The sequence below is a fragment of the Pseudoxanthomonas sp. LjRoot143 genome (genome assembly GCF_964252945.1).
Lineage (GTDB): Bacteria > Pseudomonadota > Gammaproteobacteria > Xanthomonadales > Xanthomonadaceae > Pseudoxanthomonas_A.
Genome location: NZ_CAXUPM020000001.1, coordinates 1921548 through 1936621 on the forward strand (window position 1 = coordinate 1921548; position 15074 = coordinate 1936621).

At 65.0% G+C, this 15074-nt stretch carries 14 protein-coding genes; 3 read left to right on the plus strand and 11 right to left on the minus strand.

Going from position 1 to position 15074, the window contains the following annotated elements; genetic code table 11:
• Positions 1–5: 5 nt before the first annotated feature.
• Entirely contained in the window at positions 6–431 is a 426-nt protein-coding gene (gene ndk / locus ACSQ1W_RS09075) for a nucleoside-diphosphate kinase (protein WP_093485870.1), read from the minus strand.
• Between the two features lie 222 nt (positions 432–653).
• Between ndk and ACSQ1W_RS09080 the strand changes: the two genes are divergently transcribed.
• Genes ACSQ1W_RS09080 through ACSQ1W_RS09090 form a run of 3 tightly spaced genes read left to right on the plus strand, consistent with a single transcriptional unit; the run spans position 654 to position 4912 of the window.
• The gene (locus ACSQ1W_RS09080) at positions 654–1283 is read left to right on the plus strand and encodes a TetR/AcrR family transcriptional regulator (RefSeq protein WP_192267976.1); all 630 of its coding nucleotides are present in this window, start codon (positions 654–656) and stop codon (positions 1281–1283) included.
• A 24-nt stretch (positions 1284–1307) separates the two neighbouring features.
• Complete coding sequence (locus tag ACSQ1W_RS09085) at positions 1308–3680, plus strand: 3-hydroxyacyl-CoA dehydrogenase/enoyl-CoA hydratase family protein (RefSeq protein ID WP_436042983.1); 2373 nt, start codon at positions 1308–1310, stop codon at positions 3678–3680.
• Positions 3681–3706: 26 nt separating this feature from the next.
• Positions 3707–4912, plus strand: a complete 1206-nt coding sequence (locus tag ACSQ1W_RS09090; RefSeq protein ID WP_436042985.1) for an acetyl-CoA C-acyltransferase — start codon at positions 3707–3709, stop codon at positions 4910–4912.
• A 71-nt stretch (positions 4913–4983) separates the two neighbouring features.
• Here the strand turns inward: ACSQ1W_RS09090 and ACSQ1W_RS09095 are convergent, their stop codons facing one another.
• The 10 genes from ACSQ1W_RS09095 to cmk form a co-directional block, all read right to left on the minus strand.
• Complete coding sequence (locus ACSQ1W_RS09095; RefSeq protein WP_436042987.1) at positions 4984–5328, minus strand: tRNA-binding protein; 345 nt, start codon at positions 5326–5328, stop codon at positions 4984–4986.
• On the minus strand, positions 5325–6617 hold the full coding sequence (locus ACSQ1W_RS09100) for an NAD(P)/FAD-dependent oxidoreductase (RefSeq protein ID WP_436042989.1): 1293 nt from the start codon (positions 6615–6617) through the stop codon (positions 5325–5327). The genes ACSQ1W_RS09095 and ACSQ1W_RS09100 overlap by 4 nt, the downstream gene beginning before the upstream one ends.
• A 72-nt stretch (positions 6618–6689) precedes the next feature.
• Positions 6690–7592, minus strand: coding sequence for a UTP--glucose-1-phosphate uridylyltransferase GalU (gene galU, locus ACSQ1W_RS09105; protein WP_192267969.1), 903 nt, complete (start codon positions 7590–7592; stop codon positions 6690–6692).
• Complete coding sequence (locus tag ACSQ1W_RS09110; RefSeq protein ID WP_436046154.1) at positions 7589–9502, minus strand: polysaccharide biosynthesis protein; 1914 nt, start codon at positions 9500–9502, stop codon at positions 7589–7591. Before ACSQ1W_RS09110 ends, galU begins: the two co-directional genes overlap by 4 nt.
• Before the next feature lie 18 nt (positions 9503–9520).
• On the minus strand, positions 9521–10492 hold the full coding sequence (locus ACSQ1W_RS09115; protein ID WP_436042990.1) for a lipopolysaccharide biosynthesis protein: 972 nt from the start codon (positions 10490–10492) through the stop codon (positions 9521–9523).
• A complete protein-coding gene (gene lapB, locus ACSQ1W_RS09120) occupies positions 10492–11670 on the minus strand; it encodes a lipopolysaccharide assembly protein LapB (RefSeq protein WP_192267965.1) in 1179 nt (392 codons plus the stop codon). Before lapB ends, ACSQ1W_RS09115 begins: the two co-directional genes overlap by 1 nt.
• A gap of 3 nt (positions 11671–11673) precedes the next feature.
• The gene (locus tag ACSQ1W_RS09125) at positions 11674–11958 is read right to left on the minus strand and encodes a lipopolysaccharide assembly protein LapA domain-containing protein (RefSeq protein WP_436042992.1); all 285 of its coding nucleotides are present in this window, start codon (positions 11956–11958) and stop codon (positions 11674–11676) included.
• A gap of 70 nt (positions 11959–12028) precedes the next feature.
• A complete protein-coding gene (locus tag ACSQ1W_RS09130) occupies positions 12029–12334 on the minus strand; it encodes an integration host factor subunit beta (RefSeq protein ID WP_192267960.1) in 306 nt (101 codons plus the stop codon).
• A 97-nt stretch (positions 12335–12431) separates the two neighbouring features.
• Complete coding sequence (rpsA, locus tag ACSQ1W_RS09135) at positions 12432–14123, minus strand: 30S ribosomal protein S1 (protein ID WP_192267958.1); 1692 nt, start codon at positions 14121–14123, stop codon at positions 12432–12434.
• A 150-nt stretch (positions 14124–14273) separates the two neighbouring features.
• Complete coding sequence (gene cmk, locus ACSQ1W_RS09140; protein WP_192267956.1) at positions 14274–14951, minus strand: (d)CMP kinase; 678 nt, start codon at positions 14949–14951, stop codon at positions 14274–14276.
• Positions 14952–15074: the final 123 nt, after the last annotated feature.

Here is a 15074-nt window from a genome sequence, read left to right on the forward strand (position 1 = left end):
ATCGCTTAGCGCGAGAACACTTCGGTCGCAGCGAAGAAATACGCGATCTCGATGTTCGCGTTCTCGACCGAGTCCGAGCCGTGCGCGGCATTGGCATCGATGGAATCGGCGAAGTCGGCGCGGATCGTGCCCGGCGCGGCGTCCTTCGGATTGGTGGCACCGAGGATGTCGCGATGCTTCAGCACGGCGTTCTCACCTTCCAGCACCTGGATGGCGACCGGACCGGAGATCATGAACTCGACCAGCGCGTTGAAGAACGGACGCTCGCGGTGCACGGCGTAGAAACCTTCGGCTTCACGACGCGACAGGTGCTTCATCTTCGCGGCGACGATCTTCAGACCGTTCTTTTCGAAACGGGCATAGATTTCGCCGATGACGTTCTTGGCAACGGCATCGGGCTTGACGATCGACAGGGTGCGCTCCAGCGCCATGGGGATTATCTCCGTTGGGCGGGCCACTGAAGGCCCAAGGTTAACATGAAAAACCCGCGTCGAAACGCGGGCTTAGACCAGAAAGCGTAGCGAGATTCTAACGTATCCAACGGAAGTGTGCAGCCGGGGACGGGCAGATTTGCTGCTCCGCAGCATGACACCCCGACCCGCCCAGACAGACAATGACTCAAACAAGCGTTTGATTCAGTCCCGGAGGGGATCATGGGCAACACCACGCATTTCTCGACCAAGGAGCGGATTCTGGGAGCGGCCGAAGAGCTGTTCGCCCAGCACGGGTTCGCCGGCACCTCGCTGCGGCAGGTCACCAGCCGCGCGGACGTCAACATCGCCGCGGTCAACTATCACTTCGGCAGCAAGGAGAACCTCGTCAACGAGGTGTTCCGCAGGCGCATGGACGACATGACCGTGGCGCGCCTTTCGCTGCTGGAAAAGGCACTGGCCGACCGCCCCGGCGAGCTTGAGCCCATCCTGGCCGCCTTTGTCGAGCCCGCCCTGGCTCTGGCCCAGGACCGGCATGGCGGTGGTGCCTTCGTCCGGGTCATCGCGCGCGCCTACGCCGAGAAGAACGACGGCCTGCGCAAGTTCCTCTCCGACCACTACGGTCACGTGCTGCGCGAGTTCGGCAAGGCCATCGCCACCTGCGTGCCCGACCTCAGCAAGGAGGAGCTGTACTGGCGACTCGACTTCTTCTCCGGGGCATTGACCTACGCCATGGCCGATTTCGGCCTGATCAAGCGCCCCACGGGTGTCACGGAGGCAGCGCATCGTGAGCGTGCCGCCCGTGAACTGATCCGCTTCGCCGAGGCCGGCCTGCGCGCCGACCGCACCTAAACCCCTGCAATCCAAGGAAATCCCATGTCCAATCCCCTGCTTGTTCGCAAGGCGGCCGTGCTGGGCGCCGGCGTGATGGGCGCGCAGATCGCCGCGCACCTCACCAATGCCGGCGTCGACACCGTCCTGTTCGACCTGCCCCCCAAGGACGGCCATCCCGACGGCATCGTGCACAAGGCGGTCGCCAATCTCGCGAAACTGAGCCCCGCTCCGCTGGCCAGCAAGTCCCTGGCCGAATCCATCACGGCGGCCAACTACGAGACTGGCCTGGAGCACCTGAAGGGCTGCGACCTGATCATCGAGGCCATCGCCGAGCGGATGGACTGGAAGCAGGACCTGTACAAGAAGATCGCACCGTTCGTGGCGGACCATGCCGTTCTGGCCAGCAATACCTCGGGCCTGGGCATCAACAAGCTGGCGGAGGTGCTTCCTGAGCAACTCCGCCACCGCTTCTGCGGCGTCCACTTCTTCAACCCGCCGCGCTACATGCACCTGGCCGAGCTGATCCCGGCCAAATCCACCGATGCCTCGGTGCTCGAAGGCCTGGAAAGCTTCCTGACCAGCACGCTCGGCAAGGGCGTGGTGTACGCCAAGGACACCCCCAACTTCATCGGCAACCGCATCGGCGTGTTCTCGATCCTCGCTACCGCCCACCACACCGGCGAGTTCAAGCTGGGTTTCGACGAGGTGGACGCCATCACTGGCCCGCTGATCGGGCGGCCGAAGTCGGCGACCTACCGCACCTCGGACGTGGTCGGTCTGGACACGATGGCCCACGTCATCAAGACGATGGCCGACACCCTGCCGGATGATCCGTGGCACGGCTACTTCAAGTCGCCGAAGTGGCTGGAAGCGCTGATCGCGAAGGGCGCGCTGGGCCAGAAAACCGGCGCGGGCATCTTCCGCAAGGTCGGCAAGGACATCGTCGTCCTCGACCTGGAGAAGCAGGACTACCGCGCTTCCGACCGCACGGCGGCACCGGAGGTGGTCGAGATCCTGAAGATCAGGAATCCGGCCGAGAAGTTCGCCAAGCTGCGCGAAAGCCAGCATCCGCAGGCGCAGTTCCTGTGGGCGGTGTTCCGCGACCTGTTCCATTACAGCGCCTACCACCTGGCCGACATCGCCGAGACCGCGCGCGACGTCGATCTCGCCATCCGCTGGGGCTACGGCTGGTCGCTCGGCCCGTTCGAAACCTGGCAGGCCGCTGGCTGGAAGCAGGTTGCGCAGTGGATCGCCGACGACATCGTGGCCGGCAAGGCCATGAGCAGCGCGCCGCTGCCGAACTGGGTGTTCGACGGCCGCGAAGGCGTGCATGCGGCGGAGGGCAGCTACAGCCCGGTCAAGAACGCCAAGCTGCCACGCTCCTCGCTTGCCGTGTACAAGCGCCAACGCTTCCCCGATCCGCTGCTGGGTGAAACCTTCCCGCAGGGCGAGACGGTGTTCGAGAACGACGGCGTGCGCTTGTGGACCGACGGCGACGGTATCGGCGTGGTCAGTTTCAAGACCAAGATGCATACCGTGTCCGACGCCGTGCTGGACGGCCTGCAACAGGCGATCACGATTGCCGAGCAGAAGTTCAAGGGCCTGGTGATCTGGCAGCCGAAGGAGCCGTTCTCCGCCGGTGCCGATCTCGCCGGCGCACTGGGCGCCCTGCAGGCCGGCAAGATCGCCGACTTCGAGGCGATGGTCGCCAACTTCCAGGCCACCAGCCAGCGCATCAAGTATTCGCTGGTGCCGGTCGTGGCGGCGGTGCGCGGGCTGGCGCTGGGCGGTGGCTGCGAGTTCCAGATGCACAGTGCACGCACCGTCGCGCAGCTGGAGAGCTACATCGGCCTGGTCGAGGCCGGCGTCGGCCTGCTGCCGGCCGGTGGCGGCTTGAAGGAAATCGCGGTGCGCGCGTCGCAGGCGGCGGGCCCGGGCGGTGATGTGTTCGCCGAACTCAAGAAGACCTTCGAGACCGTCGCGATGGCCAAGGTGTCCGCCTCCGCCGTCGAGGCGAAGGAACTGGGGCTGGTGCGTGCCGGCGACAAGGTCGCGTTCAACGCCTACGAACTGCTGCATATCGCCAAGCAGGAAGCGCTGGCGCTGGCCGAGACCGGTTACCGTCCGCCCCTGCCCGCCCGCCGCATCCAGGTGGCCGGCGATGTCGGCATCGCGACCTTCAAGATGATGCTGGTCAACATGCTGGAAGGCCGCTTCATCAGCCCGTACGACTACGAGATCGCCGTGCGCATCGCCACCGTGCTGTGCGGTGGCGAAGTCGACCGCGGTGCACTCGTCGACGAGGAGTGGCTGCTGAAGCTGGAACGCCAGCATTTCGTCGAACTGGCCCAGCAGGAAAAGACCCAGGCCCGCATCGCGCACATGCTGAAGACCGGCAAGCCGCTGCGTAACTGACCGCCGACGACACAGGACATAGAGACATGAGCAAGCAAGTACAGGAAGCCTACATCGTCGCCGCCACCCGTACCCCGGTCGGCAAGGCGCCCAAGGGCGTGTTCCGCAACACCCGTCCCGACGACATGCTGGCGCACGTGCTGAAGTCGGTCGTGGCGCAGGCGCCGGGCATCGACCTCAATCGCATCGACGACGCCATCATCGGCTGCGCGATGCCCGAGGGCGAGCAAGGCATGAACGTGGCGCGCATCGGCCTGCTGTTGGCCGGCCTGCCGAACACGATCGCGGCGCAGACCATCAACCGCTTCTGCTCGTCCGGCCTGCAGGCCGTGGCGATGGCCGCGGACCAGATCCGGTTGGGCAATGCCGACCTGATGCTGGCCGGCGGCACCGAGAGCATGAGCATGGTGCCGATGATGGGCAACAAGATCGCCATGGCCCCCAGCGTGTTCGACAACGACCACGTGGCCATCGCCTACGGCATGGGTATCACCGCCGAGAAGGTCGCCGAGGAGTGGAAAATCTCGCGCGAGGACCAGGACGCCTTCGCCGTCGCTTCGCACCAGAAGGCGCTGGCCGCGCAGGCCGCCGGCGAGTTCAAGGACGAGATCAGCCCCTACGAAGTGGTCTCGCGCCAGCCCGACCTGGCCGGCAACGCCGTGCGCCTGAAGAAGCTGCTGGTCGAACAGGACGAAGGCCCGCGCGCCGATACCTCGCTGGAAGGCCTGGCCAAGCTGCGCACCGTGTTCCGTAATCCGCAGTTCGGCGGCACCGTGACCGCAGGCACCTCGTCGCAGATGAGCGACGGTGCCGCCGGCGTGTTGCTGGCCTCGGAGCAGGCGATCAAGGACTACGGCCTGACGCCGCTCGCCCGCTTCGTCAGCTTCTCGGTCGCCGGCGTGCGCCCGGAAGTGATGGGCATCGGCCCGATCGCCGCGATTCCGAAGGCGCTGAAGCAGGCCGGCCTGACCAAGGACCAGTTGGACTGGATCGAACTCAACGAAGCCTTCGCCGCGCAGGCGCTGGCGGTGATCCGCGACAGCGAGTTGGACGCGTCGAAAATCAACCCGCTGGGCGGCGCCATCGCCCTGGGCCATCCGCTGGGCGCGACCGGTGCGATCCGCACCGCCACCATCGTCCATGGCATGCGCCGCCAGCAGAAGAAGTACGGCATGGTGACCATGTGCATCGGCACCGGCATGGGTGCCGCGGGCATCTTCGAATCGCTGTAAGCGGGTCGTTCGCCCGCAAGAACGAGGAATGGCGCCGTGAGGCGCCATTCCTTTGCATTCGGTGAGCGTGGTCAGGCCAGGCGCGTGCCGTCGGGCACTGGACGTTCGACCGTCGTGACCACCACGCCTTCGTCGGTGTGGAATCCGGTCAGCAGGAACTCCGAAATGAAAGGGCCGACCTGCTTGGGCGGGAAATTGATGACACCCACGATCTGGCGTCCGACCAGATCTTCGGGCGCATACAGCGACCGGATCTGCGCACTGGTCTTCTTAACGCCATGCGGTCCGAAGTCGACCCATACCTTCCACGCCGGCTTTCGCGCCTCCGGAAACGGCTCGACCCTCTGCACGGTGCCCGCGCACAACTGGACACGCATGAAGTCGTCCCACCCGATCGAGTCTGCAGCTCCGCTCATGGTCGCTGCCCCTGTTCCATCCGCGCCTTCCACGCATCCTTCGCTTCAGCCCACCAATAGCTGAGCTGGGCACCCAGGAATCCTGCCGGCTTCATCGCCGATACCAGGCCATAGGCACCGAACTCACGCCAACGTCCGTCGCCTTCCGCAATGGCAGAGGCTATGACTTCGCCAGCCAGCGTCGTCGGGGCCACACCGTGCCCGCCGAACGCCTGCGCCACCCAGAGACCGGGCTCGACCTGCCCGATCTGCGGCATCTCGTGACGGGCGTAGCTCATGAGGCCCGACCAGGCGTAGTCGATACCCACGCCTTCCAGTTGCGGAAAGACCTTCAACATGTCGCGGTACAGCAGGCGTCTGACCGCGTGTGGCGAGCGGTCCAGGATGGAGATGCGCCCTCCCCACAGCAAGCGGGAATCGGGCAGCGGCCGGTAGTAGTCGAACGCGAAGCGAGTGTCGTAGACCGCGGCACGCGTACGCATCGCTTCCTCCAGCCGTGCACCCAGCGGCGCCGTAACCATGACGTAGGTCGCGATGGGGAGAACACCGGCGTCCACCCGCCTGTGCAAACCCGCCAGATACCCACCGCAGGCAAGCACTACCTGCCTGGCATCGATGCTTCCCGAAGGCGTCGTGACGCGCCAACCGTCGCGGGTACGGTCCAGCGACACCGCCGGCGACCGGGCGAACAGCGAAACGCCCTGCTCAGCCGCAACGCGCGCGAGCCCGTTGGCATACTTCAATGGATGGAAGTGGAACGCCTGAGGTTCGTACAGGGCGTCGTGATAGCGGGTCGTGCGCAGCTGGTGACGGACCTCGTCGCGATCCATCCATTGCCAGTCCTGACCGAAGATATCCAGGAGCAGCGCCTGCCGTTGCCTGAGCACCTCCCGGTCGTCGAACCAGTTCGCCCAGATGATCCCTGCCTGGGTGTCATCGCAGGCGATGCCATATCGGGTGATACGACGACGGATCAGTTCCACCGCCTGCGTCGTCCCTGTGTACAAGGCGTTCGCACGCGCCGGCCCAAGATCGCGTAGCAGCGAGGCTTCACCACGCGAAAAGCCGCCGAACACGAAGCCACCATTGCGCCCCGAGGCACCGAATGCCGGCGTATCCGCTTCCACCAGCACGACATCGCGTACACCGCGTTCGGCCAAACCCAGCGCTGTGTTCAGACCGGCGAAACCACCGCCCACGACGCAGATCTCAGCCTCGATGCGTGACTGCAGCACTTGCAGCGCCGGAGCAGTGCCTGCCGTCTCCGCATAATAGTTGCGCGATGCCATCTGCACGGAGCCACCTCCAAACGCGGGCAGCCGCGCGGCGCACTACGCCGCACCCACCCCACGGCAATCCGCTCAGCCCAGGTCCTGCACGCCCAACTCGTTCAGGGCACTCTGCATCATGCTTCGCGCTGCGTCGCTGAGCTTCTCATGGTCGAGTGCGTAGCGGATCGTGGCCTCGATCAGGCCGATGTGGGTGCCGCAGTCGAAACGCGTGCCCTGGAACCGATAGGCATGAACGGGCTTCTCCGCAAGCAGCGCCGCGATCGCATCGGTCAGCTGGATCTCTCCGCCCGCGCCCGGCGTCGTGCTCTCCAGCAGCGAAAAGATGCGTGCGTCAAGAACGTAACGCCCCACGACGGCCAGCGTGCTCGGCGCGACGTCGGGCTTCGGCTTCTCGACGATGGCACTGATGCGCCCCTCGCGGCCGTTGAAGGCCTCGGTCGCGACGATGCCGTAGCTGCCCGTCTGCTCCCGCGGCACGTCCTGCACGGCGATGACGCTGCTGCCACCGGCTTCGGCCGCATCGGCCATCTGCTTCAGCGCACCGGGACCGCGGTTCCAGATCAGGTCGTCGGGGAGCAGGACCGCGAACGGTTCGTCGCCGACGATCGGCTTGGCGCACAACACCGCATGCCCAAGGCCCAGAGCCTCGGCCTGGGTGACGAATACCGCACGCACGTGCGGCGGCAGCACGTTGCGAACCAGTTCCAACTGTTCCGCTTTGCCGGAGCGCTCTAGCTTCTGTTCGAGTTCGTAGGCCTTGTCGAAATAGTCCGCCACCGCATGCTTGTAGCGGTTGGTCACGAAGATGAGCGTGTCGCAACCAGCCTCGACGGCTTCGTCAACGGCGTACTGGATCAGCGGCCGATCGATGATCGGCAGCATCTCCTTCGGAACGGTCTTGGTCGCTGGCAGGAAGCGGGTGCCGAGCCCAGCGACGGGAAACACGGCCTTGCGGATTCTGGCTCGGGTCATCGGATCCTACGCGCGTCACGGCTGGGAAAGACCACGATATTACCCGACGCTTCATCCTGATCGCTCGCCAGAGGCGCGAATTCCGGAACAGCGACCCTGAGTACCTCGCCAAGCTCTGCGGTGTCGTAACGGGTGTACGCGGCGCGCAGCCGTTGCAGGGCGAGCTCCAGGAACTCCGGCGACACGTCGCGCGCCAGCGCCTTCATGATCTTGGAATGCGACGTGGGCTGGTAACGTTCGTCGGCATGGAACAGCGTCTCATGCAGCTTTTCGCCCGGGCGCAATCCCGTGTAGACGATGGCGATGTCGCGCCCCGGCTGCTTGCCGGCCAGGCGGATCATCTGCTCCGCCAGGAGCCGGATCGGCACCGGATCCCCCATGTCCAACGTGTAGATCGATGCGTGCGCCGCACCGGATGCCGCCTGCAGGATCAGCTGGCAGGCCTCCGGAATGGTCATGAAGTAACGCGTGACGTCCGGATCGGTGACCGTCACCGGCCCCCCCTTTCGGATCTGTTCGCGGAACAGAGGTACTACGCTGCCAGCCGAATCCAGGACGTTGCCGAACCGCACCGTTACGTAACGCGTACTGGAACGACCGTCGTCCAGCGCTTGGCACGCCATCTCAGCAAGCCGCTTGGTCGCGCCGAGCACGTTCACCGGATCTACCGCCTTGTCGGTCGAGATCAGCACGAACGTGCCGACCCCCGACTCCCGGCACGCCCGCGCCACGGTTTCCGTCGCGAGTACGTTGTTTCCGACCGCTTCCCGCAGGTGTCCTTCAAGCAAGGGCACCTGCTTGTACGCGGCGGCATGGAACACGGCATCCGGCTCGGCGATACGCAGTGCATGCGCGATCACGGCAGGGTCACCGCAATTGCCCAGCACGGGAAGAACCTCAAGATCGGGGAACGCGCGCCGCAGATCACCCTGGATGGTGATAAGCGCCAACTCGTCGATCTCCACCAGGGCGATCCGTTGTGCGCCATGTCGCGCGCACTGGCGGCACAGCTCCGAGCCGATCGAGCCGCCGGCGCCCGTCACCATGACGGTGCGCCCACCCAGCCAGCCGCGTATCAGCTTCCAGTCCGGCGTGACCGACTTGCGGCCCAACAGGTCTTCGATCGCGACTTCCTTCAAATCGCCCGGCATGGACTGTCCTTCCAGGACATTGACCAGGCGCGGGACCATCCGGAACGGGAGCCCGGTGCTCTCGCAGATCGCCACGACGCGCTGCATTGCGGGGGCGTCCAGCGATGGCATGGCGATGACAAGCATCCGTGCCGCGGTCTCGCGTGCGACGGCGGCGGCATTCTCCAGTCCACCGAGCACTGGAATACCGAGCAGCTTCGATCCATGGAGCCGTGGAGCGTCGTCCAGGAAGGCTACCGGGTGGTACACACCGGTACGCCGAAGCTCGCGAACGAGCGCTTCGCCCGCGCGACCAGCCCCGAGGACGAGTACGCGAGATGCGCTCTCGGTCGTGCGCTGGACCTGACTGTCCTTCCAGGCGCGATAGGCCAATCGCGGCAGGCCGAGAAATCCCACCAGCGCAAAGGGGTAGAAGCCGAGAACGGCCCGGGGCGTAGATCCGAAACGATTGTAGAAAAACAGGCCCAGCACGACGCCGAGGAAGCCCAGCGCACAGGCCTTGACGATGTTCCACAGGTCCGGAAGGCTGGCGAAGCGCCAAAGCCCGCGATAGAGCCCCATCCACCAGAACACGGCCCCCTGGGCCAGCAGCACGACCGCGATCTCGTTCGACCAGAGCGGAAACTCGGGCGTGTGCGGCAGCATGGCGTAGCGCAGCCGGTGCAGCACCTGCCAACACAGCCAGACCATGGCCAGATCGTGGGTCGCCACGAGCGCACGGGGTATGAAGCCCCCCAATCGATCCCGCCAGGATTCCATCAGTTCCTTCTCCAACGACTAATCACGCCATCCCCGGCGCAACAGAACCCAGAGCGTCCCGCCAACAACGTAGGTCAACGCCACGATCAGGAGGGTGGCGGCCCATGTGGTCGACGGCCATGCGAGGCTTAACAATATGCTAATACTACCGAACGCCATGTAAACCAAGGTGACAGCGGTATGTCCAAAGCGCCTTGAGTACCTCTGGTAGAGGTGTCCCACATGCGGCGACCACCACTGCTCCCCACGAAGCATGCGCCCCGCCAATGTGAAGCCCGCGTCGATAAGGAATGCGCACAACGGAATCAGCAACAACGGGGCGGTAACCGGTGGCATCGTGGTCAACGCGGCGGCGGCCAGCCCCGCCAGTACGAAACCCAATGCACCGCTGCCCACATCCCCCAGGAATATCCGCGCGTTCGGAAAATTGAATGGCAGAAAGCCCAGGCAACCCGCCAGGAGCGCCAACGCCAGCCAGCGCCACTCGCCCGCCAACAGTCCCGCATATGCCAGCGCCGTCAGCCCCGCCTGGGTGGTGGCCAGACCGTTGATGCCGTCCATGAAGTTCCACACATTGACCAGCACCATTGCGGTCCCAAAGGCCAACAGCGCCGGTAGCCAGTGTCCGCTGTGCCACCCCGCCCCGGCGGCGAGCATCAGGGCAGCCACCGCCTGGACCGCCAGCCTCAACCAAGGGGACAGCGGCCGATGGTCGTCCCACCAGCCAATACCGGCCACGATCAGCAGGCCCGGTAGAAAACCGATCCACAGCGCGCGAAAGGACGTATCGCGCGACATGAGATAGATCCCGACGGCCAGCACTACCAGCACGATGGAGATGCCGCCGCCTCGTGGGGTGGCGACCTGATGGCTGCGCCTGTCACCGGGCTGGTCCATCAGATTGCCGCGCAGGGCGTAGCGCCGCGCGCACCATGTGGCTGCGGCGGTAATCAATGCGATCAGTGCCAGCCAGACGGCCAGAGGCGGCATCAAACCACCGCGTAGTTCAACAGCGGCTTCACCGTGCCCCACTCCTTGCAACTCGGGCATTGCCAGTGGTGCGTCCGCGCACCGAAACCGCATCGCGTGCAGCGATAGCTCGGATTACGCACCAGTAACTGATCGGTGATGTGCTTCAGATCATGCAGGGTGGCTGCGGGATCGGCGCCCTCTGCCAGCGTGAGATCGATCAGTGAAGCTTCACCCCTGACCGATGGCCTGTCCTTCAGCTGGCGCGCAAGATAGGCGCGCGCGGCCGCAACGCCGTCCTGACGCTCCACCAGTTTCGTCAGCGCGAGCACCGGCGCGATACCCCGATAGTGCTCGCACATCTCGGACAGGAACGCGCGAGCGCCCGAAAGATCGCCGACCTGGTCGTAGCTGGTCAGCAGACTGGGAAGAACCTCGGGGAGGTAATCCGGATCGTGCCGCGCGGCGCGCTCGAAGGCACGGATTGCCGCTTCGGCATTGCCCGCGTCCACCTCGATACGCCCTTCGATGATGCCGGCGCGCACGCTACCGGCATCCGCCTGGTAAGCGCGCGCAACAGCGGCACGCGCTGCCTCGATATTGTTCGCCGTGCGCTGGCGTTCGGCCAGTTCGCACTCGAACTGGGCCACCAGCTTGCCCATCGGCTCCGTCGTGACCTCTTCGTAGCGCCGGGCGTTGTCGATCGCCTTTTCCCAATCACGCTCCGCTTGATAGATGCCGATCAAATGCTTGAGCGCCTGCGGCGCACGTTGATCGATCTGTGCCAGATCCGTAAAGACGGTTTCCGCCCGATCGAGAAGACCCGACCGCATGTAATCCTCACCCAAGGCAAGCAAGGCCTGCACGCGCTGCGCGTCGCTCAGGTCGGCACGTTGCACGAGGCCCTGGTGAAGGCGGATGGCGCGATCCACTTCGCCACGGCGACGGAACAGATGCCCCAGTGCGACCTGGGTTTCGAACGTTTCCTTGTCCAGTTCCGCGATATGCAGGAACAGTTCGATCGCCTTGTCAGGCTGCTCGTTGAGCAGGTAGTTGAGACCGCGGAAATAGGTACTCGACAGGCGGCTGACCTGCGTGTCTCCATGCCGTTGCCCGCCACGTCGGCCGATGATCCAGCCGCTGAGCGCGGCCAGCGGCAGGAACAGGAAGAACCAGAACCACTCGGTAAGGAAGGCCATGGCTCAGCGACCGCTGTCGGCGGTCGAGGTGCCGCCGTCGCTCACTGCAGCAGCTGCTGAGCGGTTCGCCTTGCGCAGTTTCGCGTACAACGGCCACACCAGCGTGGCGACCACGATCAGGCCACCCACCACCACGCCCAGCAGCAAGGACAGCATGATGCCGACGCCGGACGAGGTCTGGAATTCGGTGAACAGGAGTTTCAGCGTGATCGGCTGCGTGTTGAGCACGCCGATGATGAGTCCGTAGGCCAGGAACAGCAGTGCGACGACCAGGCGGAACATGTTCATCAGGCGACTCCTTGCAGGACGGCGCCTAGCTTAACGGAGTCGGCGCAGGACGACACGCGCCGGAGCGGGACTACTCGCCGCCCTCTTCGACGGGCGTGACGTCGCTGACGCGTTCGCGCAGCTCCTTGCCCGGTTTGAAATGGGGGACGTGCTTGGCCGGGAGCGCGACCGATTCGCCGGTCTTGGGATTACGGCCCATGCGTGGTGGCCGGTAGTGCAGCGAAAAACTGCCGAAGCCGCGGATCTCGATGCGATCGCCCTGCGACAGGGCACCGCCCATCATCTCCAGCAATGCCTTGACGGCCAAGTCCACGTCCTCTGCCTTGAGGTGCGGCTGACGGCGGCTGAGGATCTCGATGAGTTCGGATTTGGTCATCGCGTGCGGAATTCGGGCGGATGTACCCGCACCGGCCCGGGATCTCCGGGCCGGTGGGGAACGTTACTGCGGGTGATACTGCAACGGCGCGAGCCGCTTACTCGGACTTGCCACCGTCCAGCTGTGCACGCAGCAGCGCGCCCAGGCTGGTGGTACCGGTGGAGGCCTCGGCGGCCGACTTGTTGTACTCGGCCAGTGCTTCGGCGGTCTCGGCTTCGTCCTTCGCCTTGATCGACAGCTGCAGCGTGCGGCCCTTGCGGTCCATGCCGATGAACTTGGCTTCGACCTTGTCGCCCACCTTCAGGTGCTGGCTGGCGTCGTCCACGCGGTCGTAGCTGATGTCGCGCGCCATGACGTAGCCTTCGATGCCATCGGCGAGCTCGACCGTGGCGCCCTTGGCGTCCACTTCCTTCACCGTGCCTTCGACCTTCGAACCCTTCGGGTGCGCGGCCATGTACTGGCCGAACGGATCCTGCTCCAACTGCTTCACACCCAGGCTGATGCGCTCGCGCTCCGGGTCCACGGCCAGCACCACGGCTTCCAGCGTGTCGCCCTTCTTGAAGTTGCGCACGATGTCTTCGCCGGTGGTGTTCCAGCTGATGTCGGACAGGTGGATCAGGCCGTCGATGCCGCCGTCCAGGCCGATGAAGATGCCGAAATCGGTGATCGACTTGATCTGGCCGGACACCTTGTCGTTCTTCTTGTGGGTAGCCGCGAAGGTTTCCCACGGATTGGCGGCGACCTGCTTCATGCCCAGCGAGATGCGGCGACGCTCTTCGTCCACGTCCAGCACCATCACTTCGACTTCGTCACCGACCTGCACAACCTTGGACGGGTTGACGTTCTTGTTGGTCCAATCCATCTCGGACACGTGCACCAGGCCTTCGACGCCCGGCTCGATCTCGACGAACGCGCCGTAATCGGTGACGTTGGAGACCTTGCCGAACACGCGGCTGTTGGCCGGGTAACGGCGGGCGATGTTGTCCCACGGATCCTCGCCCAGCTGCTTCAGGCCCAGCGAGACGCGGTTGCGCTCACGGTCGTACTTCAGCACGCGGACGTCCAGTTCCTGGCCGACTTCCACGACTTCGGACGGATGACGCACGCGCTTCCACGCCATGTCGGTGATGTGCAGCAGGCCGTCGATACCGCCCAGGTCGACGAACGCGCCGTAGTCGGTGAGGTTTTTGACCACACCCTTCAGCACCACGCCTTCCTGCAGCTTGTCCATCAGCTGCTCGCGCTCTTCCGAATGCTCGCTCTCGACCACCGCACGGCGGGAGACGACCACATTGTTGCGCTTGCGATCCAGCTTGATGAGCTTGAACTCGAGTTCCTTGCCTTCCAGGTAGCCCGGGTCGCGCACGGGGCGCACGTCGACCAGCGAACCCGGCAGGAACGCGCGGACGTCCTTGATGTCGACAGTGAAACCACCCTTGACCTTGCCGCTGATGCGGCCGGTGATGGTCTCGTTCTTCTCGAGCGCCTGCTCCAGTTCGTCCCACACCATGGCGCGCTTGGCCTTCTCGCGCGAGAGGACGGTTTCGCCGAAACCGTTCTCGATCGAGTCGAGGGCCACCTTCACTTCATCGCCCACGCCCACGTCGATTTCGCCGGCGTCGTTCCGGAACTGTTCGATCGGCACGATGCCTTCGGACTTCAGGCCAGCGTTGATCACCACGACGTCGTTGCGGACTTCCACGACGACGCCGGTGACGATGGCGCCCGGCTTCAGCTTGGCCAGTTGGGTCTGGCTCTGTTCAAACAGTTCGGCAAATGATTCGGTCATTGAAAAATACTCGGTTGATGACACAGACCGGCGCACGCGAGTACGGACGGTCCACCCGTTGTCGGCCTGCGCGGGATGCGTATGGCCGTGAGTGTTGTGGTTGGAAAAACCGCGCGGAGGATTCCGCACGGACCTTCTGCAGCGCGAGGCTCAACCTGCGCGTGCGGGCACCAGGGCCAGCACGCGCTCGACAACCGCGTCGATGCCAAGGCCGGTGGTGTCGATGAGAACGGCGTCGTCGGCCGGCCTCAGGGGCGCCACCGTGCGCTGGGCGTCACGGGCATCGCGGGCGAGGATCTCGCGCAGCAGACCGTCGATTGTGACGGAAACCCCTTTGTCTTTCAACTGCTTATAGCGCCTTTCGGCCCGTTCGTCGGCACTGGCGGTCAGAAAGACCTTGTAAGGGGCGTCCGGGAAGATGACCGTCCCCATATCCCGCCCGTCCGCCACCAGCCCCGGGGCCTGACGGAAGGCCCGCTGGCGTTCCTTCAGGGCCGAGCGGACCTCCGGGATAGCGGCGATGGCGGATGCCAGCGCACCGGTCGTTTCCAGACGGAGCTCGTCGGTCGCGTCCAGATCATCGACGATCACCCGCAAGCCGGCCTCGGTCTCCCGGAAGCTCACCCGGGTATCGAAGGCACAGCGGACCAGTGCGGCGGGGTCGGAGACGTCCAGATCGGCCCAGCTCGCCGCTACGCCCACCGCCCGGTACAGGGCGCCGGAATCCAAGTAGTGCCAGCCCAGCCGAGACGCCGCGATCCGACTGACTGTCCCCTTGCCAGCGCCGGAGGGGCCATCAATGGTCAGAACGGGAGCGAGGTCGGGCATACGGGCTTCCAGGAGTCAGAGGACCTCCATTATGAGCGCTCGGCGACCCCGCGCCGACGACGTCCGAGCGGGTCTTACGCATCGACCCATGCAACCGCTTGATCCGGCTATGGAATTACCGTT

Bases quoted from the DNA above. Each gene is read 5' to 3' on its own strand.
- cmk (WP_192267956.1), bottom strand. From the start codon at position 14,951: ATGCCCGACCTCGCTCCCGTTCTGACCATTGATGGCCCCTCCGGCGCT.
- galU (WP_192267969.1), bottom strand. From the start codon at position 7,592: ATGACCCGAGCCAGAATCCGCAAGGCCGTGTTTCCCGTCGCTGGGCTC.
- ndk (WP_093485870.1), bottom strand. From the start codon at position 431: ATGGCGCTGGAGCGCACCCTGTCGATCGTCAAGCCCGATGCCGTTGCC.
- ACSQ1W_RS09100 (WP_436042989.1), bottom strand. From the start codon at position 6,617: ATGGCATCGCGCAACTATTATGCGGAGACGGCAGGCACTGCTCCGGCG.
- ACSQ1W_RS09130 (WP_192267960.1), bottom strand. From the start codon at position 12,334: ATGACCAAATCCGAACTCATCGAGATCCTCAGCCGCCGTCAGCCGCAC.
- rpsA (WP_192267958.1), bottom strand. From the start codon at position 14,123: ATGACCGAATCATTTGCCGAACTGTTTGAACAGAGCCAGACCCAACTG.
- ACSQ1W_RS09080 (WP_192267976.1), top strand. From the start codon at position 654: ATGGGCAACACCACGCATTTCTCGACCAAGGAGCGGATTCTGGGAGCG.
- lapB (WP_192267965.1), bottom strand. From the start codon at position 11,670: ATGGCCTTCCTTACCGAGTGGTTCTGGTTCTTCCTGTTCCTGCCGCTG.
- ACSQ1W_RS09110 (WP_436046154.1), bottom strand. From the start codon at position 9,502: ATGGAATCCTGGCGGGATCGATTGGGGGGCTTCATACCCCGTGCGCTC.
- ACSQ1W_RS09115 (WP_436042990.1), bottom strand. From the start codon at position 10,492: ATGCCGCCTCTGGCCGTCTGGCTGGCACTGATCGCATTGATTACCGCC.
- ACSQ1W_RS09125 (WP_436042992.1), bottom strand. From the start codon at position 11,958: ATGAACATGTTCCGCCTGGTCGTCGCACTGCTGTTCCTGGCCTACGGA.
- ACSQ1W_RS09095 (WP_436042987.1), bottom strand. From the start codon at position 5,328: ATGAGCGGAGCTGCAGACTCGATCGGGTGGGACGACTTCATGCGTGTC.
- ACSQ1W_RS09085 (WP_436042983.1), top strand. From the start codon at position 1,308: ATGTCCAATCCCCTGCTTGTTCGCAAGGCGGCCGTGCTGGGCGCCGGC.
- ACSQ1W_RS09090 (WP_436042985.1), top strand. From the start codon at position 3,707: ATGAGCAAGCAAGTACAGGAAGCCTACATCGTCGCCGCCACCCGTACC.